Annotated in this window: 15 protein-coding genes; 2 read left to right on the top strand and 13 right to left on the bottom strand. The window is 61.2% G+C overall.

Going from position 1 to position 23,064, the window contains the following annotated elements; genetic code table 11:
• Positions 1 to 75 precede the first annotated feature (75 nt).
• From ACZ9IM_RS00290 to ACZ9IM_RS00260, 7 genes are all read right to left on the bottom strand, one after another.
• Positions 76 to 1,020 (bottom strand): sulfotransferase family protein, encoded by a 945-nt coding sequence (locus ACZ9IM_RS00290; protein ID WP_476223154.1) that lies wholly within the window; start codon positions 1,018 to 1,020, stop codon positions 76 to 78.
• Positions 1,008 to 1,793 (bottom strand): aspartyl/asparaginyl beta-hydroxylase domain-containing protein, encoded by a 786-nt coding sequence (locus ACZ9IM_RS00285; protein WP_427624246.1) that lies wholly within the window; start codon positions 1,791 to 1,793, stop codon positions 1,008 to 1,010. Before ACZ9IM_RS00285 ends, ACZ9IM_RS00290 begins: the two co-directional genes overlap by 13 nt.
• Complete coding sequence (cysC, locus tag ACZ9IM_RS00280) at positions 1,790 to 2,395, bottom strand: adenylyl-sulfate kinase (protein ID WP_427624179.1); 606 nt, start codon at positions 2,393 to 2,395, stop codon at positions 1,790 to 1,792. The genes ACZ9IM_RS00285 and cysC overlap by 4 nt, the downstream gene beginning before the upstream one ends.
• Positions 2,379 to 3,893, bottom strand: coding sequence for a TolC family protein (locus tag ACZ9IM_RS00275; protein ID WP_008068569.1), 1,515 nt, complete (start codon positions 3,891 to 3,893; stop codon positions 2,379 to 2,381). Before ACZ9IM_RS00275 ends, cysC begins: the two co-directional genes overlap by 17 nt.
• A gap of 40 nt (positions 3,894 to 3,933) precedes the next feature.
• Positions 3,934 to 11,133 carry an Ig-like domain-containing protein gene (locus ACZ9IM_RS00270; protein WP_476223269.1) on the bottom strand — a complete coding sequence of 2,400 codons (7,200 nt, stop codon included), beginning with the start codon at positions 11,131 to 11,133 and terminating at the stop codon, positions 3,934 to 3,936.
• A gap of 135 nt (positions 11,134 to 11,268) precedes the next feature.
• Positions 11,269 to 12,105 (bottom strand): sulfotransferase family protein, encoded by an 837-nt coding sequence (locus ACZ9IM_RS00265; RefSeq protein WP_038978410.1) that lies wholly within the window; start codon positions 12,103 to 12,105, stop codon positions 11,269 to 11,271.
• 159 nt (positions 12,106 to 12,264) lie between these two features.
• Entirely contained in the window at positions 12,265 to 13,836 is a 1,572-nt protein-coding gene (locus ACZ9IM_RS00260) for a glycosyltransferase family 39 protein (RefSeq protein WP_008076580.1), read from the bottom strand.
• Between the two features lie 246 nt (positions 13,837 to 14,082).
• Between ACZ9IM_RS00260 and ACZ9IM_RS00255 the strand changes: the two genes are divergently transcribed.
• Positions 14,083 to 14,670, top strand: a complete 588-nt coding sequence (locus ACZ9IM_RS00255; protein WP_427624176.1) for a phage tail protein — start codon at positions 14,083 to 14,085, stop codon at positions 14,668 to 14,670.
• A gap of 55 nt (positions 14,671 to 14,725) precedes the next feature.
• The gene (locus ACZ9IM_RS00250; protein ID WP_008076576.1) at positions 14,726 to 15,037 is read left to right on the top strand and encodes a DUF6916 family protein; all 312 of its coding nucleotides are present in this window, start codon (positions 14,726 to 14,728) and stop codon (positions 15,035 to 15,037) included.
• Between the two features lie 163 nt (positions 15,038 to 15,200).
• Here ACZ9IM_RS00250 and tauC read toward each other — a convergent pair whose 3' ends face one another.
• The 6 genes from tauC to ACZ9IM_RS00220 form a co-directional block, all read right to left on the bottom strand.
• Positions 15,201 to 16,034 carry a taurine ABC transporter permease TauC gene (gene tauC, locus ACZ9IM_RS00245; RefSeq protein ID WP_427624175.1) on the bottom strand — a complete coding sequence of 278 codons (834 nt, stop codon included), beginning with the start codon at positions 16,032 to 16,034 and terminating at the stop codon, positions 15,201 to 15,203.
• Positions 16,031 to 16,825 (bottom strand): taurine ABC transporter ATP-binding subunit, encoded by a 795-nt coding sequence (gene tauB / locus ACZ9IM_RS00240; RefSeq protein ID WP_427624174.1) that lies wholly within the window; start codon positions 16,823 to 16,825, stop codon positions 16,031 to 16,033. Before tauB ends, tauC begins: the two co-directional genes overlap by 4 nt.
• Before the next feature lie 16 nt (positions 16,826 to 16,841).
• Positions 16,842 to 17,819, bottom strand: a complete 978-nt coding sequence (gene tauA / locus ACZ9IM_RS00235) for a taurine ABC transporter substrate-binding protein (protein ID WP_476223153.1) — start codon at positions 17,817 to 17,819, stop codon at positions 16,842 to 16,844.
• A 291-nt stretch (positions 17,820 to 18,110) separates the two neighbouring features.
• Complete coding sequence (gshA, locus tag ACZ9IM_RS00230) at positions 18,111 to 19,694, bottom strand: glutamate--cysteine ligase (RefSeq protein ID WP_427624171.1); 1,584 nt, start codon at positions 19,692 to 19,694, stop codon at positions 18,111 to 18,113.
• Positions 19,695 to 20,033: 339 nt separating this feature from the next.
• Positions 20,034 to 20,417: a PaaI family thioesterase gene (locus tag ACZ9IM_RS00225; protein WP_218399306.1), complete on the bottom strand. Its 384-nt coding sequence runs from the start codon at positions 20,415 to 20,417 to the stop codon at positions 20,034 to 20,036.
• Positions 20,417 to 22,741, bottom strand: a complete 2,325-nt coding sequence (locus ACZ9IM_RS00220; protein ID WP_476223152.1) for a Tex family protein — start codon at positions 22,739 to 22,741, stop codon at positions 20,417 to 20,419. Before ACZ9IM_RS00220 ends, ACZ9IM_RS00225 begins: the two co-directional genes overlap by 1 nt.
• Between the last annotated feature and the right edge of the window lie 323 nt (positions 22,742 to 23,064).

Genomic DNA, 23,064 nt, shown 5'->3' with positions numbered 1-23,064 from the left:
GTAGCGGCCCTAAAACCTGCGACTGCTTCGCAGCCGAGCGGGAGCAAGCTCCCTCGCCACAAAAAGCCATTCCAATCATATTTTGCGCATTTTTTTCAAAGCCTTATAAGGCTCTAGCGCCCATTGTTGTATGCGTTCGTTAAGAAGCACCGAGGCTTCACGACGCTTGCTATCGCTGTCACCAACAAACACCTGCGACGGCTGCTTGGCATGCTGCCCCACTGCCGCGAACACTTGCTCACGCTGCAATTCATCCAACCCGAAAAACTCAGCCAACCGCCCCGCCATGGCCTGTGGCAGTTCGCTGTAGTTCACCGCCAGGCCGCCAAACGCCCGGCATTGCGCCAACCCCGACGCCAGTAACCGCCCCACCCGCCGGGCGATGTAATCCTCGCGGCTATCGAACGGCAATTCGTCGTCCAGCCCGCTCGTCCCGATCATCCCCGGCACCATGTGCATGCCCGGACGGCGCAGATGCGAGACGGCGATTTCCAGCGGATCGCGGTACACAAACAACCAAGGCGTTTCGGGAAAACACTCGTGCAACACAGGCAATTCAGTGATGTTCCAGGCATCGAGCTTAATGACCAGTCGTTGCTCCGAACCGAGCCGACGTTGCCCGTAAGCAGACAGCACCCCTTTGATGGCAGCACGGCGCTCGACGGCGGGCAAATCACTGCGCAACAACGCATCCAGCGGCGGTGGCTCGCTGACGACAATGTGGCTGTCGAGTTGCGCCAGCATCTGGCTGATCAGGGTCGAGCCACATCGCGAGGCATGAAAGATAAACGCACTCGGGGCCAGCCCAGGGCTGCAAACCTGCCAGTCAGCGAGGGTCGACAATGCAGTTTTCCGGCGAAACGCCTGATTGAACGGCAGTCGCAGCGCGTCTTCCACGGCCTCACGAAAAAACGGCTGATGCAGCGGCGTGTCACCGAACCAGCACCAGTCGACTTGCCATTGCCCGGCCTCTTGCCACACGCGAATCGGCAACCAGCCTTCCAGGTTCAGGCGCTCCATTGTTCATTCCATTGACGGCGACCGTCGCGCATCGCCGCGCGCAGTTCTTCAGCGGTGAACGCAAGTCCACGCTCGGCGGACAGTTCCAGGGTACGGACGATAAAGGCTTCGTTGTCCTGCACCCCCTGCAAGGACTTGCACAGCTGCGGATCGCTGGCCACCAACGCCTGGAACTGCGCTAAAGCGTCATGACCGAATTGCGGCGGTGGCGTGGTTGCCAACCCGTCGATAATCGCCTGCTCCAGCCAGGCACCAGGCCGGCAATCGAGCACCAGATGAACCCGTGCCCGGGTATCGCGATTGTCCACGCGATGAGGCCGCGACAGGTCGAGAAACCAGCATTCGCCAGCGGCCATCGGCATGCGCTGGCGGTCCAGCAGAAAGTCCACTCGGGGTGGACTGAGCAACGGGATATGCAGACGCAAGTCAGCGTCTGGCGCGCCCAGGTCATAGTCGCGATGTTCATGGATGCGCCCGCCCGGGCCGAGCCGCAGCAGCCGCGCGCAGACGATCTGCAGCGGCAGATCCCGCAACCCTTGCTGCCATCGAGCATCTTGCAGCCAAGGCGCACGCAACAGCGTCTCGCCGCGACCGGGCGACAGTTCAGTCAAGGCATCGGCCGCGCAAATCAGTGCCACACCGCTCCAGTCGCCAGCGTAATAATCGCTATTGAAGTGACTGTGCCAGTCGCCCTCGCCAATCACCGTCAATGCCTGCAACAGCAACGGCAAATCCACCGTTACCGGCAAGCGGGAAAAGGCCGGCCGACTCATCGTTTCGGCAGCACCGCGCATTCGCCGAGCCAGGTCAGCAAACGGTCGAGACAGGCCTCCACCGACTGCGCACCTGTGTCGAGCACCAGCGCCGCGCATGGCGGTGGTTCGTAAGGCGCGGAAATACCGGTAAACCCCGCCAACTCACCCCGTCGAGCCCGGGCGTAATGACCTTTGGGGTCACGCTGTTCACACACCGCCAACGAGGCACTGCACCAGACTTCGCGGTAGTCCTCGCCCAACCGTTGGACGAACAATTCACGTAACTCCACCAAGGGCGCGATCATCGCGAGGATGACGATCTGGCCGTTCTCGACCAACAGTGCCGCGAGTTCACTGGCGCGGCGGATGTTTTCCAGGCGATCGCTGTCGGTAAACCCCAAATCGCGATTGAGCCCGACCCGCAGTCCGTCGCCATCGAGCACCACACTCTGCACGCCGTGCTCGAACAACTCGGCGTGCAGTGCCTGGGCCAATGTCGATTTGCCCGCGGCCGGCAAACCGGTCAGCAGAATTGCCGTGCCGCGATGGCCGTTGCGGGTCTCCCTTTGGGCGCGGCTGATGCTCGCCGTCGGCGCCAGCAGATTATTGGACCGGGGCATGGGCCACCGGCACAGAGATATTGCCCGCCGCCCACGCCTCTTCGCGATTGGCCAGGGCCGTGGCGATGGACTGGACTTCGGTCGATTGCACTTCGTCCGGCAGGGGATCGAGACCGGCGCTGGCGAAGATTTGCCCGTAAGCGTTGCGCAGATCGGCGTAAGACAGGTCGCGTCGCAGATCGGCCTGCAAGGTGTTCAGCTCGCCCTGGATCAGGTCCAGTTCGCCCAGCCCGGCCGCCTGATGACGATTGCGCAGTTGGCCGACGATTTGTCCATCGATGTCTGACAGTTGCTGATTGGTCTTGAACTGCCGCATCGCCTCGCGATAGTTGGCGTTGGCCACGTAAAGCTGCGCCAGTATGGCAATCGACATCGCCTGCCTGCGCGCCGCGGCGACTTCTTCACCGGCCTTGGCAACGTCAATCGCGGCGGGCGCGGAAATCACATTGAACAGGTTCCAGGTGACTTTCACCCCGTAATCCGCCCAGCCCTGCTCCACCAAAAACGAGTTGCTGTCGTAATGCCCGCCAGCGGCAAACTCCAGCCCCGGCAGCAGACGCAGCATGGCTTTGCGGGTTTCGGCGGCGCTGATCCGGGTCTGGTAATCCTGCTCGCGCAACTCCGGCCGACTGGTCAGGGCTTCCTGTTCCAGGCTGGCGAGATCGACCTTGAGTTCCGGGATGATGTAATCGTCCTGGGTTGCCAGCGTCAGCTCGGTGCTCAGCGGCAGGTTGATCAGCGTTGCCAGTTCGGTTTTCGCCAACGACAGTGCGCGGCGTTGTTCTTCCAGTTGCCGGGTGGCTTCGATCAGCGAGCGTTGATAGCCCAATGCCTGAATCGGATCGCCGATACGCTGCTCGCTCATGCTCTGGCTATTGGTGCGAGCGGTTTCGACCCGAACCATGAGGCTGTCGATCTGTTTGAGCAAACGTTCGGCGGCCATGGCTCGCCAATAGGCCGAGCGCACGTCCTGCACGATGGTGTTGATAACCTTGCGCCGACGCTCCTGGACGATCAGTCGCTGGTCGCCCTGTTGCTTGGCGCTGATGTAGCTGACACCAAAGTCGAGCACGTTCCAGACCATGGTCAGGTCCGCCACTTCACGGTCGCGGTCCTGGGAGGTCGACGGTTCCAGGGACTGGGCCCCGGTCTCGACGCTCTGGCTGCTGGAGGCGCTGACGTTGTTACGCCCCACGTAACCGGCGTCCAGCGCCATGCGCGGCAACATGTCGAAGCTGGCGAGGTCGAGTTGGCGCTTGGCCAAGGCCTCTTCCATGATCTTGAGCCGGCCTTCGAGGTTGTATTTCACTGCCCGGGCCATGGCCTGGTGCAGGGTCAGCGGGCCGCTGAGAGGCTCCTGCCCCTTGTACATGTTTTGCAGATCGCTTTTGGCGCGCTGTTGGCTGACGCTGCGTTCGATCGGTTCACTGGTGACTGCACACCCGCTGATCGCCAGCGCCAGCAGGCTGGCGCCGAATAACTTCTGACTTCTCTTCATCCTTGGAGCCCCCAGATGCCGCCCTGCTTTAATGGTTTTTTCAGGCCTGCATTTCACTGATGCCGACCTGGTGCAAAGCCGCGGCCAGGCTTTCGATCTGCCGCTGCTCGGTGTCCTTGAGTTGTTGCAATTGCTGACCAAGACTCGGTGCGCCAAACACACCACGCAGTCCTTGGGAAGCATCTCCCATCCTGATTGAGTTATTGCCGAAGGCGTTCAGCGATTCCCCCTCACTGCCCGTGTCCTGATTGAACAGATTTGACAGCGTGCTGCTGCCAAAGACCCCGCCGTCGCCACCGCCAAAACCGAGGAAGCCGTGACCTGAGCCATCGCCACCGTTTTCACTGCTGCTGAATACCTGCGCGATAAAGCTAGGCGTCAGCGCCCCGTGGCTCATGAAAATATCGCCCAAAGGCCGAATGCCGTTGCCGATCACTCGCTGTTCAAACAGCGGGGTAAAGGTCAGCGGCGAGCCGAGATCGCCAGTGGGCGCAGTGAAGATGATCGGTTGTAATGGCACGTTGGGCAGATCGGGCACGGTGACAGGAACCGTGACCCGGAACTCGGGTTCCGGCGGCACCACGACAGGCGGGGACGACGGTGCAACGACCGTATTGATCGCATAGCTGTTCGACAGGCTGACACCGCTGCCCGTGTTGCCTGCTGAATCGCTGACGCCAGCGACGCTCAGGCTGATCGCATTGTTGCCACTGCTGACATTGGCGTTCGGCGTCAGGGTCGCGGTCCAGGTTCTACCACCATCGCTGCTGCTTAAACCGGACAAGCTGCCGTTCGCCACGCTGACGTCGGACAGGTCGAAGCCACTCACTACTTCGTTGAAGGTGAATGTCACCAATGAGGTCTGGCCCACGCCCAGGTTCGGGTTGGCAACCACCACCGTGGCCGTCGGCCGTTCGCCGTCGATGGCGTAGTTGTTGGACACCGCGACGCTGGCGCCGATGTTGCCCGCCAGGTCCGTCACGTTGCTAGTGTCCAGCGCAATGAAATTGCTCGGGTCGGTGATACTCGCGGTGGGTGTGAACGTTCCGGTCCAGGTCTTGCCGCCGTCGCTACTGGCCAGATTGGTCAGCTCGCCGTTGGTGACGCTCAAGTCCGACAAATCGAAGTCGCTGACCGCCTCGCTGAACGTGAAGGTCACCAGCGTCGTCTGGCCAATGCCCAGGTTCGGGTTGGCAACCACGATGGTGACGGTCGGGCGAGTCGCATCGAGTGCGTAGTTGTTGGAAATGGCGATGCTGGCGCCGGCATTACCCGCCGCGTCGAGCACATTGCCGGTGTCGAGCAGGATCAGGTTGGTCGCATCGTTGAGGCTCGCGGTCGGTGTGAGTGTGGCGGTCCAGGTCACACCGCCGTCGCTACTGGCCAGGCTGGACAGCACGCCATTGGCCACGCTGAGGTCCGACAGGTCGAAACCGGACACCGCTTCGCTGAAGGTAATGGTCACCGTGGTGGTTTCACCAATGCCCAGCTTATTGTCCGCCACCACAATGGTCGCATCAGGACGAACGGTATCAATCGCGTAGTTGTTGGAGTCGGTCACGCCGACACCGCTGTTGCCCGACGCGTTGGTCACACCGCTGTTATCCAGGCTGATCAGGTTAGTGGTGTCCGTCACGCTGACCGCAGGGGTGAAGGTTGCGGTCCAGGTCACGCCACCATCGACGGACGAAACGTTGCTGAGGGTGCCGTTGGCTATTGTCAGGTCAGCGTTGTCAAAACCACTGACCGCCGAGCTGAACGTGATGGTGACCAACGAGGTTTCTCCGACCTTCAGCGCATTATCGGCAACCACGATGGTGGCGGTCGGCACTTCGGTTTCCACTACATAATTGGCCGAGTTGGTGGTGCCAGACCCGGCATTGCCGGCCAGGTCCGAGATGCCGCCGTTGCTCAACGTGATGAGGTTGCTGGTATCGGTAATCCCGGCGGTGGGGGTGAAGGTCCCGGTCCAGGTGATGCCGCCGTCGCTGCTGCTCACCGCGCTCAACGTGCCGTTGGCGATACTCAAGTCAGCGTTGTCGAAACCCGTTACCGCCTCGCTGAAGGTGATGGTCACCAGCGCGGTTTCGCCCGGTTTCAGGGTCGTGTCGCTCAGCACGATGGCGGCGGTCGGGCGTAGGCTGTCGATGGCGTAGTTATTCGAATCGGTGGTCCCGGTCCCCGTGTTGCCTGTTCCGTCGATCACTGCGGTGTTGTCCAGGGTAATCAGGTTGGTCGAGTCGGTGATGCTCGCCGTCGGCGTCAGGGTGGCGGTATAGGTGATGTTATCGCTGGTGCTCAGATTGCTCAGGGTACCGTTGCTCACCGTCAGATCGGCCGTGGTAAAACCGGTCACTGCCTCGGAAAACGTGATGGTCACCACCGAGGTTTGCCCCACCGCCAGCGCCGCGTCCGCGACCACGATGGTGGCCGTTGGGCGCACTGTGTCGATGGCGTAGTTGTTGGAATCGGTGGTGCCGCTGCCGGCATTGCCCGAAGCGTTTTGCACACCGCTGTTATCCAGGGTGATGACGTTGCTGGTGTCGGTGATGGCGTTGGTCGGTGTGAAGGTCGCGGTCCAGGTGACGCCGCCGTCGCTGCTGCTCACCGAGCTCAAGGTGCCATTGGCGATGGTCAGGTCAGCGTTGGTGAAACCACTGACCGCTTCACTGAAGGTGATGGTCACCAGCGAGGTTTCACCGATTTTCAGCGCATTGTCGGCAACAACGATAGTGGCAGTCGGCAGCACCGTATCGATGGTGTAGTTGCCGGAGTTGGTGGTGCCGCTGCCCGTGTTGCCGGCCAGATCCGCCACGCCGGTATTGGCGAGGGTAATGACGTTGCTCGGGTCATTCACGCCGACGGTTGGCGTGAAGGTCGCGATCCAGGTGATGCCGCCGTCGCTGCTGCTCACGGCGGTCAAGGTGCCGTTGGCGATGGTCAGGTCGGCGTTGGTGAAACCACTGACCGCTTCACTGAAGGTGATGGTCACCAGCGAGGTTTCGCCCGCTGTCAGTGTTGGATCGGCCAGCACAATCGTCGCGGTCGGGCGCACGGTGTCGATGGCGTAATTGTTGGAGTCGGTGGTGCCGCTGCCGGCGTTGCCCGCCAGATCCGCGATGCCCGTATTGTCCAGGGTGATCAGGTTGGTTGTATCGTTGATGCTCGCGGAAGGTGTGAAGGTCGCGGTCCAGGTGATGCCGCCGTCGCTGCTGCTCACCGCGGTCAGGGTACCGTTGGTAATGGTCAGGTCCGCGTTGGTGAAACCGCTGACCGCTTCGCTGAAAGTGATGGTCACCAGCGACGTTTCGCCGATTCTCAGCGCGGTGTCCGTCACCACGATCGTTGCCGTTGGCCGCACTGTATCGATGGCGTAGTTGTTGGAATCGGTGGTGCCGCTGCCCACGTTACCGGTGCCGGCAGCCTGCACGCCGGTGTTGTCCAATGTGATCAGGTTGGTCGCGTCGGTAATGCTGACGGTCGGGGTGAAGGTCGCCGTCCAGGTGATGCCGCCGTCACTGCTGCTCACCGCGGTCAGGGTGCCGTTGGCGATGGTCAGGTCGGCGTTGGTGAAACCGCTCACCGCCTCGGAGAACGTGATGGTCACCAGTGACGTTTCACCGATTTTCAGGGCGTTGTCGGCGACCACGATGGTCGCGGTCGGCAGCACCGTATCGATGGTGTAGTTGCCAGAGCTGGTGGTGCCGCTGCCGGTGTTGCCAGCGATGTCGGTCACACCGGTATTGTTCAGGGTGATGACGTTGCTCGGGTCACTCACGCCGACGGTTGGCGTGAAGGTCGCGGTCCAGGTAATGCCGCCGTCACTGCTGCTCACCGCGCTCAACGTGCCGTTGGCGATGCTCAGGTCGGCATTGGTGAATCCGCTGACCGCCTCGCTGAAGGTGATGGTCACCAGCGAAGTTTCACCTGCTGTCAGTGTCGTATCGGCCAGCACAATCGTGGCGGTCGGACGCACGGTGTCGATGGCGTAGTTGTTGGAATCAGTGGTGCCACTGCCAGCGTTGCCCGACAGATCCGCGATGCCGGTGTTGTCCAGGGTGATCAGGTTGGTCGTGTCATTGATGCTCGCGGAAGGTGTGAAGGTCGCCGTCCAGGTGATGCCGCCGTCGCTGCTGCTGACCGCGGTCAGGGTGCCGTTGGCGATAGTCAGGTCGGCGTTGGTGAAACCGCTGACCGCTTCACTGAAGGTGATGGTCACCAGCGAGGTTTCGCCGATTCTCAGCGCCGTGTCCGTCACCACAATGGTTGCCGTAGGCCGCACAGTGTCGATGGCGTAGTTGTTGGAATCGGTAGTGCCGCTGCCTGCATTGCCCGCCAGATCAGCCACGCCGGTGTTGTCCAGGGTGATCAGGTTGGTCGTGTCGGTGATGCTGGCGGTCGGGGTAAACGTCGCTGTCCAGGTGATACCGCCATCGCTGCTGCTCACCGCGGTCAAGGTGCCGTTGGCAATGGTCAGGTCGGCGTTGGTGAACCCGCTGACCGCTTCACTGAAGGTGATGGTCACCAGCGAGGTTTCGCCGATTTTCAGCGCATTGTCCGTCACCACAATGGTTGCGGTCGGACGAAGCGTATCGATCGCATAGTTGTTCGAATCGGTAGTGCCGCTGCCGGCGTTGCCCGCCAGATCGCTGACCCCGGTGTTGTTCAGGGTGATCAGGTTGGTCGCGTCGTTAGTGCTCGCGGAAGGTGTGAAGGTCGCGGTCCAGGTGATGCCGCCGTCGCTGCTGCTCACCGCGCTCAAGGTGCCGTTGGCGATGCTCAGGTCGGCGTTGGTGAAACCGCTGACCGCTTCACTGAAGGTGATCGTGACCAGCGAGGTTTCACCAATTTTCAGCGCATTGTCCGTCACCACGACGGTTGCCGTTGGCCGCACGGTATCGATGGCGTAATTGTTCGAATCGGTGGTGCCACTGCCGGCGTTGCCCGCCAGGTCGCTGACCCCGGTGTTGTCCAGGGTGATCAGGTTGGTCGTGTCGGTGATGCTCGCGCTCGGCGTGAAAGTCCCCGTCCAGGTGATGCCGCCATCGCCGCTGCTCACCGAGGTCAAGGTGCCGTTGGCAATCGTCAGGTCGGCATTGGTGAGACCGGTGACCGCTTCGTTGAAAGTGATGGTCACCAGGGAGGTTTCGCCGATTCTCAGCGCCGTGTCGGTAAACACGATGCTGGCGGTCGGGCGTACGGTGTCGACCGTGTAGTTATTGGAGTTGGTGGTGCCGACGCCGGGGGTGCCCAGGCCGTTTATCACACCGGTGTTGTCCAGGATGATGACGTTGGTCGTATCGGAAATACTGGCGGACGGGGTAAAGGTTGCCGTCCAGGTGATGCCGCCATCGCCGCTGCTTACCGCGGTCAAGGTGCCGTTGGCGATGGTCAGATCCGCATTGGTGAGACCGGTTACCGCCTCGGAGAAGGTAATGGTCACCAGGGACGTTTCGCCGATGCTCAGTGTGGTATCAGCGACCACAATGGTCGCGGTCGGCGGTGGCGAATACGCGGTGTTGAGTACACCACCGTCGTTGTAGATGGTCGCGACAGAGGTCGGCGAGGTGCCGGTTGAACCACCGCCCTGCGCGGTACCGCCTGCACCACTGGCCGCGGCATTACCGGCCAGGGCCGCGAAGTTGGCGGCTGTGATCAGTAGCGTGCCTTTGTTCCAGATCGCACCGACGCCACGGCCACCAATGCCGCCATTGCTGGCATTGCTGCCTTGGCCACCACCACCGCCACCGCCGCCACCAGCGCCGATGTTGTTGCTGATGGTCGACGTGCCGACGATGGTGATGGTGCCGCTGCTGGCGTTGTAGATCCCGCCCACCGCGTTGCCGCCGGCGCCACCGACCTTGTCCCATCCGGCCCCGCCGCCACCGCCGCCAATGGAAATCGTGCCATTGGTGGCCGTCGCACCGTTACCGCCGTTGCTGTAATAGGAAACACCTATGCCGCCAGCCCCGCCAGTGGTGGTACCGCCGCGACCACCCATGTGGGTGGCGTCATAACCGCCGCCGTAACCACCAACACCGCCGCCGCCCGCCTGGCCGCCCAATGTGCCGGTGCCCGGCCCTGCCGAACCGCCATGCCCGCCGCCCTGGCCGCCCAAGCCGCCGCCGCCACCACCGCCACCGCCGTAAAAAGCGCCGGTGACACCGCCGCCGCCGCCACCACCGGAAGCGGCGTTGGAGGTCACGGTAACGTTGTTCAGGGTCAGAATCCCTGCGTTGAAAATCCCCCCGGCCATCGCGCCCGTGGCACCGTAGCCACCGTTGCCGCCCGTGCCCGACACCAGGCCACGGGTGATCACCAGGCCATCGAGGGTCACGATACTGCCGGCCGTCACTTCAATCACTCGGGTCCTGTACTGACCGTCGAGAATCACGTCAGCCGCACCGTCGTTATTCAAGTCGCCATCAACGGTGATGTTCTTGTTGATCAACAGTTCGGACGTCAGCTGCACCGTCATGCTGCTGCTGAAGGTGACGATGTCGCCGTTCTGCGCCGAGGCGATGGCCGCGCGCAGCGAACCGACGCCCGTGTTGGCGTTGTTAGTGGCGTTCCAAGTAGCCAGCCCCCACTGATAGTCGGTCATGGCCGTGGTCGAGAGGACATTGGCGCTTTCAATGTTGCCGGTGGCAATTTCCAGATCCCAGTCGCCACCGAGCCCGGTGCGATCGCTGGAGGCAGCCACATCGCGGCCGGTCAATTGAGCCAGCGAGTCGATAAAACTCAAGCCGCGCTCGCCTTCGGCGGTGTAGCAGCCGTAAATCAGGATGTCGCCGCCGACGTTCATGTCCTTGCCGATTTTCGCCAGCACCGCGCTGCGAGCCGCGACGTTGTCGGCAGACAAGTAGCTGTTGCCCAGCCACAAATCGCCCGCGTTGCCGTGGGCGATAATCTGCACCGAGCTGATGCCCTGATGGCCGTCCAGATAATCGGCGATTTGTTGCAGGCCATCTTTGCTGGCATCGAGCTGAACCACCTGGGTACCGGGAGCAATACCCTGAAGCAGACTGCCAGCGTCCTTGACCCGAGAATCGACGAACACCACGCTCTGCCCCGGCACCGCAACGGGTGCTGGCGCCGGTGTGGCATCGGCCTGGCCGTGGGTGTCCTTGCTGGCGACCGGTTGATCGGCGGTCGGCGCTTTGACCGCCTCGGCGGTGGCATGGCTGTCGGCCTGGGCAGTGTCGGCGACCGTGGCGGCCACCGCACCGTCGAACAGCATGCGTGGCTCCAGGGACATGATCATTGGCGAGGCCAGCGCTCGTGCGCCTTCGGTAACCCGCGACTTGCCTTTGCTCCACCACATGCTGCTCACCCGGACTCGAACTTTCTGAGGCATCAATGAAAAACGCCGCGATCAACTGATCGCGGCGTCGGCTTTCATACGAATGACATTGGCGGCGCTGGCTGAGCCATCGAGCCAAAAAGACAACTCGGCGTACTGCTTGAACAGGTCCGGCGGCAGGATCGTTCGCCTGGATTGCAATTGGACCTTGGCCTTCACCTTATGCAACCCCGAGAGGCCGAGGGCCTGGTCGAATTCCGGTGCGTCGTAGGCCAAATGGTCGAAATCATGTTCGAACCAGGGTTCGCCAATGAAATCGTAGACCAGACGCATCACCCGCTCAGGCGCCTGGCTCAGCAGGTCGTAATCGATGATCAGCAACGAATCGGCGTGTTCGCCGTAATAGGCTTCCTTCAGGGCGGCCCAGGAAAACCCCACCAGCCGATTGCGCTGGGCCAAGGTTTCGCAACGGCTATAGACCGTGTTGCGTTCGACCGCATCACCGAACAGCTTGGTGTTTTCGAAGGGGTTGGCGCGGTACAGGCGCTCGATGCTGTCCATGACCCAAGCGACATTGCGCACGCAGGCAATGATTTTGGCTTGAGGGAACAGATCGCTGATCGCCGGCAGGCGCGAACTCCACAGGCGGTTCGTGTCGAACACCACCGGTTTGTCGGCCTTGTCGGCGTAGAAAGAATCGAACAGGCCGCGCAACAGACGGCGACGCAGGTCGGTGTCGATCACCGCACCGAATTCGCTGCCGGCGCTGCACTGTTCCAGAACACCGGAAAAGAGCGCCCCCACGGGGCTGGTCATACCGGCATGAAAACGCGGATTCTGCAAAAGAATGGCAGAAAGCAGGGTCGAGCCTGAACGCGGCAAGCCGGAAATAAAGTGAAAGTGCTGCATCCATTCACCCGTCATAAGTCCTTTCACGTGACGAGCGTAGACCATGAATGGTGTTGCGACTAGTGGTGCTTTGATATCAAATCGGAGCTAAATCGACTGGAAAAAACGATTGATATAACCGGCTGAAAGATGAATCGATTAAGCCTTGAAAACACGGGCTTAGTTCAGCACATACAAGCGTGCCCTGGCGCCTCCCGCCCCGGTTTCACCGATGCGTTGCCAGCCCTCGGGCAAAGGGGCGAACTCGTCCGGTCCATCGACGCTACCGACCAGCCAGACGCGACCATTGCCCTTGGGCAAGCTGCCGAGGCTATCCAGATAGACCTCACCGGTCACCAACGTGCCAAAACCGTAAGCGTTCGGCCGGCTCGACCTGCCATTGGCCAACGGCGGGGTGTACAGCAATGGTTTGGCATCAGTGCGGTTGTAATAGACATAACTCAGGTACCAGAGCATGTCGCTGGTGACGATTCGGTCGCCGGGAGCGAAGTGCTGGTTCACATAGCTGACCATGACGCTGATCTGATCGTCGGTATCCACCGTGGCATTGTTCTTCAGCCCCACCAGCTCGACGCCGACAAACAACATCAGCACGGCCAGCGCCACTACCTTGAAGTCCGCGTACAAACGATCGATGGCCAGCGCCACAAGCATCGGCAAGCCCAGGGCATAAGCGGTCAGGTAACGCTCGATGAACACCGGCGATATGAACGACACCGCAAATACCAACAACAACGGGAGAACGGTGTAGATCAGCGCCAGCGCACTGCCACGGAAAACACTGCGATCGCGCGCCAGCGCCACGCCCGCCAGGGCCAGCAGCGCCAGTGGCAACGCAATAAAAATCAGTGTGGGCAGGTTCTCGCCATCGTCCTGGATCAGGAACGACCAGATCATTGAAGGCAGTGAGCCGAGCGTGACGGGCGCCTCCCACCCCACATCGCCATTGGCTTTGAGCTGATCCATGTGCTGCACCAGATCGAACAGACTGGGCAGCCATGGCAGGTACAACGCCACAATCGCCATATTGGCCAGCCACCAGCCGGAGCGCTGAATGTGCCGCAATCGATACCCTGGCTGCACGCGGATCAGTCCCAGATACAGCCAGTGGCAAAGCACGCACAGCGCCGTGAAGTAATGGGTGTAGAACGCGGCACTCATCAGCAGGGTGTACATCACCAGATAGCGCGTGCGTTGCGGCCGCCTGATCCAATACATCAAGGCGATCGTGGCGCCGATCAGCCACAGGCCCAGCAGCGAATACATCCGCACTTCCTGGCTGTAACGCACCGCCGTGGGCAGCAGCGCCAGCAGGACTCCGCCCAGCAACGCGGCGCGGCGGGTCGCGAGCAGGTCCACCAGCCAGACGCCGAGCCCCACCGTGGCAATCCCCGGCAGCGCACTCAGGCAGCGAATCGAAAAAATGCCGTCGCCGAACAGGCCGATCCAGCCGTGCAGAAGCATGAAATACAGGGGTGGATGCACATCATGAGCCGCATGTTCCCAGATCCCGGCCAGGGAATACTGGCTCAGCAACAAGCTAGACCCTTCGTCGCCCCAGATCGCCGCCGCTGTCAGGTCGTAAAAACGCGCCAGCGCGGCCAATACCAGGATCGACAACAGCCAGTGCTCCCGCGCCCATCGCAGCAAGCGACGGACAGCCGCCCACAACCCCGGCATCGCATGCGGGTCCTGAGTATCGCCCAGCGGTGTTTCTCTGCGCGCCTCCATTACCTCCCCTTGCAACGGCCATGTGAAAACCGAAGCTTCCCCAGCACTGTAGGACAGGCGCGAGCCCGACGTCGATGCTGGCCTTGCGACGGACGACGTCCGGCAATCATTCAGATCAGCGTCTACGCTTTGGCGTGGCGTGACCCAGCCACGGAGATGAAAGGAGTCGGCTGATCAGCGCGAACTGCCCGGTTAACCGGGCCTGCAACGTGACGTATCAGACACTAACCTGAGGGATGAGGAACCATGGAAGTATTCATCGGCACTATTCAGTCTTTCGCCTTTAACTTCGCGCCCAACGGCTGGGCCCTGTGCAACGGCCAGACGCTGAGCATCGCGCAATACAACACGGTTTTCGCACTGCTGGGAACCTACTACGGAGGCAATGGCACCACCAATTTCATGCTGCCCAACCTGCAAGGTCGCATGCCAGTCGCCATGGGCAACGGCTTGGGCCTGACCCCGCGCGTCATCGGCGAAGCCTCCGGGACCGAAAACGTCACCGCGACCATCACTAACCTGCCCAACCACACCCACGCCTTGTCCGGACTCACGGCCACCACCACCCTGCAACTGGCCAGCCCGGCGAGCAACCCGGTCACCAACCCGACCGCAACCAACTCGTTCATTGGTGCCTCGGGCGGCGGTCCCGGTTCGGCGAGTATTTACTCCGATCAGCAAGGTGCTGCGGCCGTACCGCTCAAGGGCGTGGCCACTACGGTAACAGGGGAAATCTCGTCCGCCGGCAACGGCTTGCCCATGGAGGTGATGAACCCGTTCCTGGTGCTCAACTTCAGCATCGCCCTGAACGGTCTTTTCCCTTCGCGCAACTGAGGGTCTGGCCGGGGGATGCCAATCCCCCGGCCACTTTTGCTGATGGAGTGATGCCATGCTGCAACAGGTTCAAAGCCAACACTTTCAGGCACTGCTGGGCAAGACGGGGACGCTGCGGCTGCCCGATGGCAGTGAACTGCCGATCCATATCGACACCCTTGCAGAAACGCCCCGCTCACAGCTGCCAAACAGCGAGCGCATGCCGTTCAGCGTCGAGTTCAATAGCCTGCAACCCACTGACTTTGTCGATGGCTTGTGTGTGATGGAATTGCCGGAACTGGGCCGGGTGAAAGACATTTTCGTGTCGAGGGTCCCCCCGATGGGGCGGGATCCACAGCTGGGCTACTTCTACATCGCGTTCAATTAAAGCGACGCCGATCGCCTTATGTAGGAGCTGCCGCAGGCTGCGATCTTTTGATCTTGCTCTTTCAAGATCAAAAGATCGCAGCCTGCGGCAGCTCCTACGCGGGATTGTGGTCGGCTCCACCCCAGGGCTTGCCCCTCGCCATAGACCCTCCCACATTGAATACTCAGTGAGCCTGGCCATGCCATGGCACGAGTTTGCGTTGCAGGGCACGCAGGCCCATTTCCATGGCGAAAGCGATCAGCGCGATCACCAGAATCCCCAGCACCACCACATCGGTGACCAGGAATTGCGCGGCCGATTGCACCATGAAGCCCAAACCACTGGTGGCGGCGATCAACTCGGCGGCCACCAATGTCGACCAACCCACACCCAGACCAATCCGCACGCCGGTCAAAATGTCCGGCAAGGCACTGGGCAGAATCACATGCCGAATCAACTGCGCCCGAGTCGCACCCAGCGACTGTGCGGCGCGCAATTTCGCCGGGTCGACGGTGCGTACGCCAGTGGCGGTGGCTATCGCGATCGGCGCGAAGATCGCCAGGTAGATCAGCAACACTTTCGACAACTCACCGATACCGCACCAGATCACGATCAGCGGCAGATAAGCCAGCGGCGGAATCGGGCGATAGAACTCGATCAGCGGATCAAGAATGCCGCGAGCGATGCGATTGTGGCCGATGGCGATGCCCACCGGCACGGCGGTCAGCACGGCGAAGCCCAGGCCCAGGCCAATACGGCTGAGGCTTGCGCCCAAATGCTGCCACAAGGTCGAATCCATGTAGCCGGTGGTTACCAGCAGCCAGCCTTTTTGCAGCACGGCGGACGGCGGCGGCAGGAACAGCGGTTCGATCAAACCTGTGGCCGTGACGGCCCACCAAATGGCAACGAGAGCGACCAGCGTTAGTACGCTGATCCAGCGTGTGTTCAAACTGCGACGCAGCGCAATGACCGTCGAGCTCGACTTCACCGTCGCGGCGGGAATTTCATAGGTGCTCATGCGCGCTCCTGTCGCTGGACGGCACTGCGTTGGGAGAACACTTTGGCGAGCACGTGTTCGCGGGTTTCGATAAAGCGCGGGTCGGACTTGATCGAGCGTGCCGACTCACCGGCGGCATAACGCTGACCGAAATCCAGGTTCAGGCGCTCGACGATTTGCCCAGGATCAGGCGCCAGCAGAATCAGATCCGTGGCGAGGAATACCGCTTCTTCAATGTCGTGGGTAATCAGGAACACCGGTTTGGCGGTGCGCTGCCAGACTTGCAGCAACAGCTCCTGCATCTGTTCGCGGGTGAAGGCATCGAGCGCACCGAAGGGCTCATCCATGAGCAAAACCCGAGGGTCTGCGGCGAGGGCGCGAGCGAGGCCGACACGTTGTTTCTGCCCGCCCGAGAGTTGCCAGATTCGGCGGTGTTCGAAACCGCAAAGGTCCACCAGCGCGAGCATTTCCCGGGCGCGAATTTCGCGTTTGTCCCTGGCAACGCCAGCCAGCTCCAGACCGAAACCGACGTTGGCCAGCACGTCCTGCCAAGGCAGCAGGGCGTCGTCCTGGAACACCACGCCACGCTCGGCGCTCGGGCCTTTGACCGGCACACCGTCAAGGGTGATGCGCCCGGAACTGGGTTCGACAAAACCGGCAATCAGGTTCAACAGCGAGGTCTTGCCACTGCCGGACGGGCCGAGGGCAACCAGCAACTGCCGGGGCCCCAGGCTCAGGGAAATATCCGCCAGCACAGGTTCCGCTGCGCCGGGATACTGTGCGCAGATACGCTCCAGCTGTAGCAAAGCCATTGCGGTTAACTCCCGATCAGTTGGTGATGTATTTGGCGCTGACGTACGGCGCGTAGTCCGGCAGCACGGCCTCGACCTTGCCCTGTTCCTTGAGGAACACTGCGGTGTCGGTGATGGCCTTGGTAGTCGGCGCGCCGAGGGTGATCACCTGATCAGCCGCGAGCGGGAACACGTTGCCTTGCAGCAGCAATGGAATGTCGCTGGCCTTGGCACCGGAGAGCTTCACCAGTTTGTCGACATTGCTTTGGTTGGCGAGCCAGGCTTTTGGGTCTTTGCGGTAGTCGGCGTAGGCATCGAGAGTCACTTTGGCGAACGCGGTGACGATTTCCGGGTGCTTCGCGGCGAAATCCTTACGCACGATCCAGGCATCGAAAGTCGGTGCGCCGAACTTGGCCAACTCGCCCGAGGTGATCAGCACTTTGCCGTTCTCCTTGGCCACGCCGAGGGCAGGGTCCCAGACGTAGGTGGCGTCGATATCACCGCGTTTCCACGCAGCAATGATCGCTGGCGGCGCGAGGTTGAGCACGGTGACTTTCGATGGGTCGATGTTCCAGTGTTTCAGCGCGGCCAGCAGGCTGTAGTGGCCGGTGGAAACGAACGGTACGGCGATTTTCTTGCCGATCAGGTCTTGCGGGGTCTTGATCCCGGAACCGTCTCGCGCAACCAGCGCTTCGGCAGCGCCTATCTGAGTGGCAATGAGGAAAGTTTCCACCGGGACTTTGCGGGTGATTGCCGCCGTCAGGGGGCTGGAACCGAGGTAGCCGATTTGCACATCGCCGGAAGCGATGGCGGCAATAATGTCGGCGCCGTTATCGAATTTGCGCCAGTCGATGTCGGCTTTGGCGGCTTTTTCGTAGGTGCCGTCGGCTTGGGCGACTTTGGCCGGGTCAACGGTGGTCTGGTAGGCGACGGTCACATCTGCCGCCTGAGCCAGGAAACTCGCCGAAGCCAGAAACGCGGCGGCCAGAAGGCGAAGAGGAGAAGTCAGTTTCATCGGGAAAGCTCCTTGTCAGGCGACCGAGAGTCGGCGTGAAAAGGAGACTAAATGATATAAGAATCCGAAAATAAATAACTTTTTCGAATTACCTTATGAGCGGAAAATTCTAAGGGAGCATAGTTGTTTATCGATCGTTCCCACGCTCCGCGTGGGAATGCAGCCGGTGACGCTCCGCGTCACCTGGACGCGGAGCGTCCCTTGAGGCATTACCACGCAGAGCGTGGGAACGATCATAAAACCTGTAGGAGCGAGGCTTGCCCGCGAAAAGGTCCGAAGGACCTTCAGAGTTTAGTTGCTGATCGCCAGAATACTCGCCTGATACGACCCGACAAACACATCGAAATCGCCAACTTCGTTCTGTTCCAGCTCCACCTGCTGAGCCAGCGACGAACGTGCCAACTCTTCAAATCTAGTCTGTTCTGCGCTTGAAAGCGGCTCGCTGCGGAAAAACTCTGCGTGCGCCTGGCTCTGACGCAAGGAGAACTGAGCAAAACTTTCCTTGTGCTCGGCCATCGCCGCCAACACCTGAGCCGATGGCGTCAGGGACGAGTCCTTGACCTTGGCCAGCTGTGCGTCCAGTGCCTTGCTGTGAGCATCGCCGCCATGGCTCTGATCCAGTAATGCCGCTAATGGCGCAATCTTTTCCAGCAATTCGCCGGCCCATTCCTTGAGGTCTACCGGGAGCCCGTCGCGTTGCAATTGCAGGCCTGGACGACGACCTTCCTTGACCACGCTGAGGAAGTTCGAGGTCGCGTTGCCGCACGAGGTACTGGTCAGCAGCGGGCTGTCGTTCAGCGCGCAGTACAGCAGGAACGCATCAAGGAACCGCGACTCGGTGAGGTCGATGCCCATCGGCAGGAACGGGTTGATGTCCAGGCAGCGCACTTCGACGTACTGAATGCCACGGGCCACCAGCGCCTGAATCGGCCGTTCGCCGGTGTAGGTCACGCGTTTCGGGCGGATGTTGGAGTAGTACTCGTTTTCGATCTGCAGGATGTTGGTGTTGAGCTGAACCCACTCACCGTCCTGGTGCGTACCGATCTCGACGTACGACGGGTAAGGCGTGGCCACCGCTTTGCGCAGGCTGTCGGTGTAGCTGGTCAGATCGTTGTAGCACGGCGTCAAACCGGCCTGGGCGTTGCTCTGGTAACCCAGATCGCTCATGCGCAGGCTGGTGGCGTACGGCAGGTACAACGTGTCCGGGTCCAGCTGTTCCAACTGATGCGAGCGACCGCGCAGGAAACCGGCGTCCAGGGCAGGCGAGGCACCGAACAGGTACATCAGCAGCCAGCTATAGCGACGGAAGTTGCGGATCAGCGCGATGTAGGCCGACGACTGATAGTCGCGGTCGGTGCCGTCAAAGCCTTCAGCCTCTTTGAGCAGGGGCCAGAGCTTTTCCGGCAGGGAAAAATTGTAGTGGATCCCGGCGATGCACTGCATGGTCTTGCCGTAACGCAGAGCCAGGCCCTTGCGATAGACGTACTTGAGCTGCCCGATGTTGGAAGTGCCGTAATAAGCGATCGGGATGTCTTCCTCGGCCGGCAACGGGCACGGCATCGATGGACTCCACAGGTACTCGTTGCCGAGCTTGCTGTAGGCAAACCGATGGATCTTATCGAGGCTCGCCAGGGTATCCACCGGGTCTGGCAGGGCCGGCGTGATGAATTCCAGCAGCGACTCGGAATAGTCGGTGGTGATTTGTTCGTTGGTCAGCGCGGAACCCAATTCTTCCGGGTGCGGCGTTTGCGCCAGGCGACCTTCGCTGGTTACGCGCAGGCATTCACGTTCGATGCCGTGAAGGCACTGTTCGAGCAGAGAGAGGTTAGCGCGCTCGCCGAGCAGAGCCAGGCGGCGGTTGAGAAGTTCGCTCAAGTTGGATTCCTTCACGCGTCAGTCGCCCCAATATGGGGGTGGGCAAGACGGTCTACAAGGGTGAAGTTAAAACTGGCGTTTTCGCCTGGTTCTTGAGCCGCACAGAACAGATGCCAGCCAATTAAGGATTGATCACCGCAATTCCCTGTGGGAGCGGGCTGTGGCGAGGGGGCTTGCCCCCGTTGGGCTGCGAAGCAGCCCCAAAATCTCTGATGTTCCAGGATCTTGTGAGTGCTACGCACTCAAACGGGGGCAAGCCCCCTCGCCACAGGCGCTCCCACAGAAAACTCCGACGCTGCAGTCACAGCGCCGAAATTAACTCAAATTGATGATTGGGGGCTACAGGACAGCGAACGTGCCTTGTGCTTTTGCGACCAGTTTGTCGCCTTGCATCACGTCGGCTTCGACCACCAGCGTGCGGCGGCCCGGATGGATCACCCGTGCCGTGCACATCACTTCACCGTCGGCGACGGCGCGGATGTAGTTGATCTTGCACTCGATGGTTGCGCTCTGCTGGTCAAAGCCGTGGGTGCTGGAACAGGCCAGCCCCATGGCAATGTCTACCAGACTGAACAAAGCGCCGCCGTGCAGTTTGCCGCCGCGATTGCGCAGTTCTGGCGCAAGCACCAGGGCGACTTGCGCCACCCCGGTTTCCAGACTGTGCAAGCGACACCCCAGCAGCTTGAAAAACGCGCTTTCGGTCAAGCCGGCCGGGATTTCCATCAGCGTTTTTTCAACTGTTTGGCGTTAGCGAACAGCGAGGCCATGGCGTTGTTGGCCGGGGCTGCTGCCGTGGTTTCCTTGCGCGGTGCGGTGTTCTGGGATTGGCGTGGTGCCGACCCCGGACGCGCGCCACGGGCACCGTCGATTTTCTCGCCCGGGGTGTCGCTCATACGCATCGACAGGCCAACGCGTTTGCGCGGGATGTCGACTTCCATGACCTTCACCTTGACCACATCACCGGCCTTCACCGCTTCGCGCGGATCCTTGATGAACTTCTCCGACAGCGCGGAGATATGTACCAAACCGTCCTGATGCACGCCGATGTCGACGAAGGCGCCGAAGTTGGTCACGTTGGTGACCACGCCTTCGAGGATCATCCCCAGTTGCAAGTCCTTGAGGTCTTCGACGCCTTCCTGGAACTCGGCAGTCTTGAACTCGGGACGCGGGTCGCGACCGGGTTTTTCCAGCTCTTGCAGGATGTCGGTGACCGTCGGCAAGCCGAACGTTTCGTCGGTGTACTTCTTCGGATCGAGACGTTTGAGGAAGCTCGCGTCGCCGATCAGCGAGCGAATGTCGCGATCGGTTTCAGCGGCAATGCGCTGCACCAGCGGATAGGCTTCCGGGTGGACCGCGGACGAATCCAGCGGGTTGTCGCCGTTCATTACGCGCAGGAAGCCTGCAGCCTGTTCAAAGGTTTTTTCACCCAGACGCGCGACTTTCTTCAACGCCGCACGGGTTTTGAAGGCGCCGTGCTCGTCGCGGTGGCTGACGATGTTCTGCGCCAGGGTCGCGTTGAGGCCGGAGATGCGCGCCAGCAGCGCCACGGAAGCGGTGTTGACGTCGACGCCCACGGCGTTCACGCAGTCCTCGACCACCGCGTCCAGGCCGCGCGCCAGTTTCAGCTGCGACACGTCGTGCTGGTACTGGCCAACGCCGATGGATTTCGGATCGATCTTCACCAGTTCGGCCAGCGGATCCTGCAGGCGACGGGCAATCGACACCGCGCCACGGATCGACACGTCGAGGTCCGGGAATTCCTTGGAAGCCAGTTCCGACGCCGAGTAAACCGATGCGCCGGCCTCGGAGACCATGACTTTGGTCATCTTCATGGCTGGGTATTTTTTGATCAGCTCAGCGGCGAGCTTGTCGGTTTCACGGCTGGCGGTGCCGTTGCCGATGGCGATCAGGTCCACCGAATGCTTGGCGCACAGGGCGGCGAGCACGGCGAGGGTCTGGTCCCACTTGTTGTGCGGCACGTGCGGGTAAACCGTGGCGTGATCCAGCAGCTTGCCGGTGGCATCGACCACGGCGACCTTGCAGCCGGTGCGCAGGCCCGGGTCGAGGCCCAGGGTGGCGCGCGGGCCGGCCGGGGCCGACAGCAGCAAGTCGTGCAGGTTGTGTGCGAACACATTGATTGCTTCGGTTTCTGCGCCGTCGCGCAACTCACCCAGCAGGTCGGTTTCCAGGTGGGTGTAGAGCTTGACCTTCCAGGTCCAGCGCACCACTTCGCCCAGCCATTTGTCGGCGGCACGGTTCAGGTTCTGGATGCCGAATTGCTGGCCGATCATGCCTTCGCACGGGTGCATGGTGCCCGGCAGTTCATCGCCGACTTTCAGCGCGGAACTGAGAATGCCTTCGTTGCGGCCACGGAAAATCGCCAGCGCGCGGTGCGATGGCATGCTTTTCAGCGGTTCGTCGTGTTCGAAATAGTCGCGGAACTTGGCACCTTCCTCTTCCTTGCCAGCAATCACGCGGGCACTGAGGGTGGCTTCCTGCTTGAGATAGTTGCGCAATTTGTCCAGCAGGCCAGCGTCTTCGGCGAAGCGCTCCATGAGGATGTACTTGGCGCCTTCAAGGGCGGCTTTCACATCGGCCACGCCTTTTTCGGCGTCGATGAAACGCGCGGCTTCGGCTTCAGGGTTCAGGGTCGGGTCGTTGAACAGGCCGTCGGCCAGTTCGCCGAGGCCGGCTTCCAGGGCGATCTGGCCCTTGGTGCGGCGCTTCTGCTTGTACGGCAGGTACAAGTCTTCGAGACGGGTCTTGGTGTCGGCGAGTTTGATGTCGCGTTCGAGTTGCGGGGTCAGTTTGCCCTGCTCTTGAATGCTGGCGAGGATGCTGATCCGCCGTTCGTCGAGTTCTCGCAGGTAGCGCAGACGCTCTTCCAGATGACGCAACTGGATGTCATCGAGGCTGCCGGTCACTTCTTTCCGGTAGCGGGCGATGAAGGGAACGGTAGACCCTTCATCGAGTAGCGCGACGGCCGCTTCGACCTGTTGTGGGCGTACACCGAGTTCCTCGGCGATGCGGCTGTTGATGCTGTCCATAAAACCACCTGACAAATTGTGAAAGCAGGCTCGCAGGCGCAGAGATAAGGGCTCGGCGAGTCTGGTTGAGCGGCCTGGCGTGCGCCGCTACCTGGGTCAACAGGCTTCCCGTTGACCCGTGAAATCGAACAATTACTGCCCGCGCCATGAAAAAAAAAGCGGCTGCTTACAGTAACGATCAGACGTTGCCTGACACAAAAGGCCGCGCATTATAACCAGCGTTCTGTCCATTCGGGGGCATCGCGGGCTGTAGGCACAATGCCCGGTTTTCTGGCGGTGAAGGAAAAATCTGCTAACAATGCACACGGTGCGTATAACGGCAG

The sequence above is a fragment of the Pseudomonas sp. TE12508 genome (assembly GCF_056279485.1).
The sequence above is the reverse complement of the archived record's forward strand: the minus strand, read 5'-3'. Positions and strand labels throughout refer to the sequence as shown.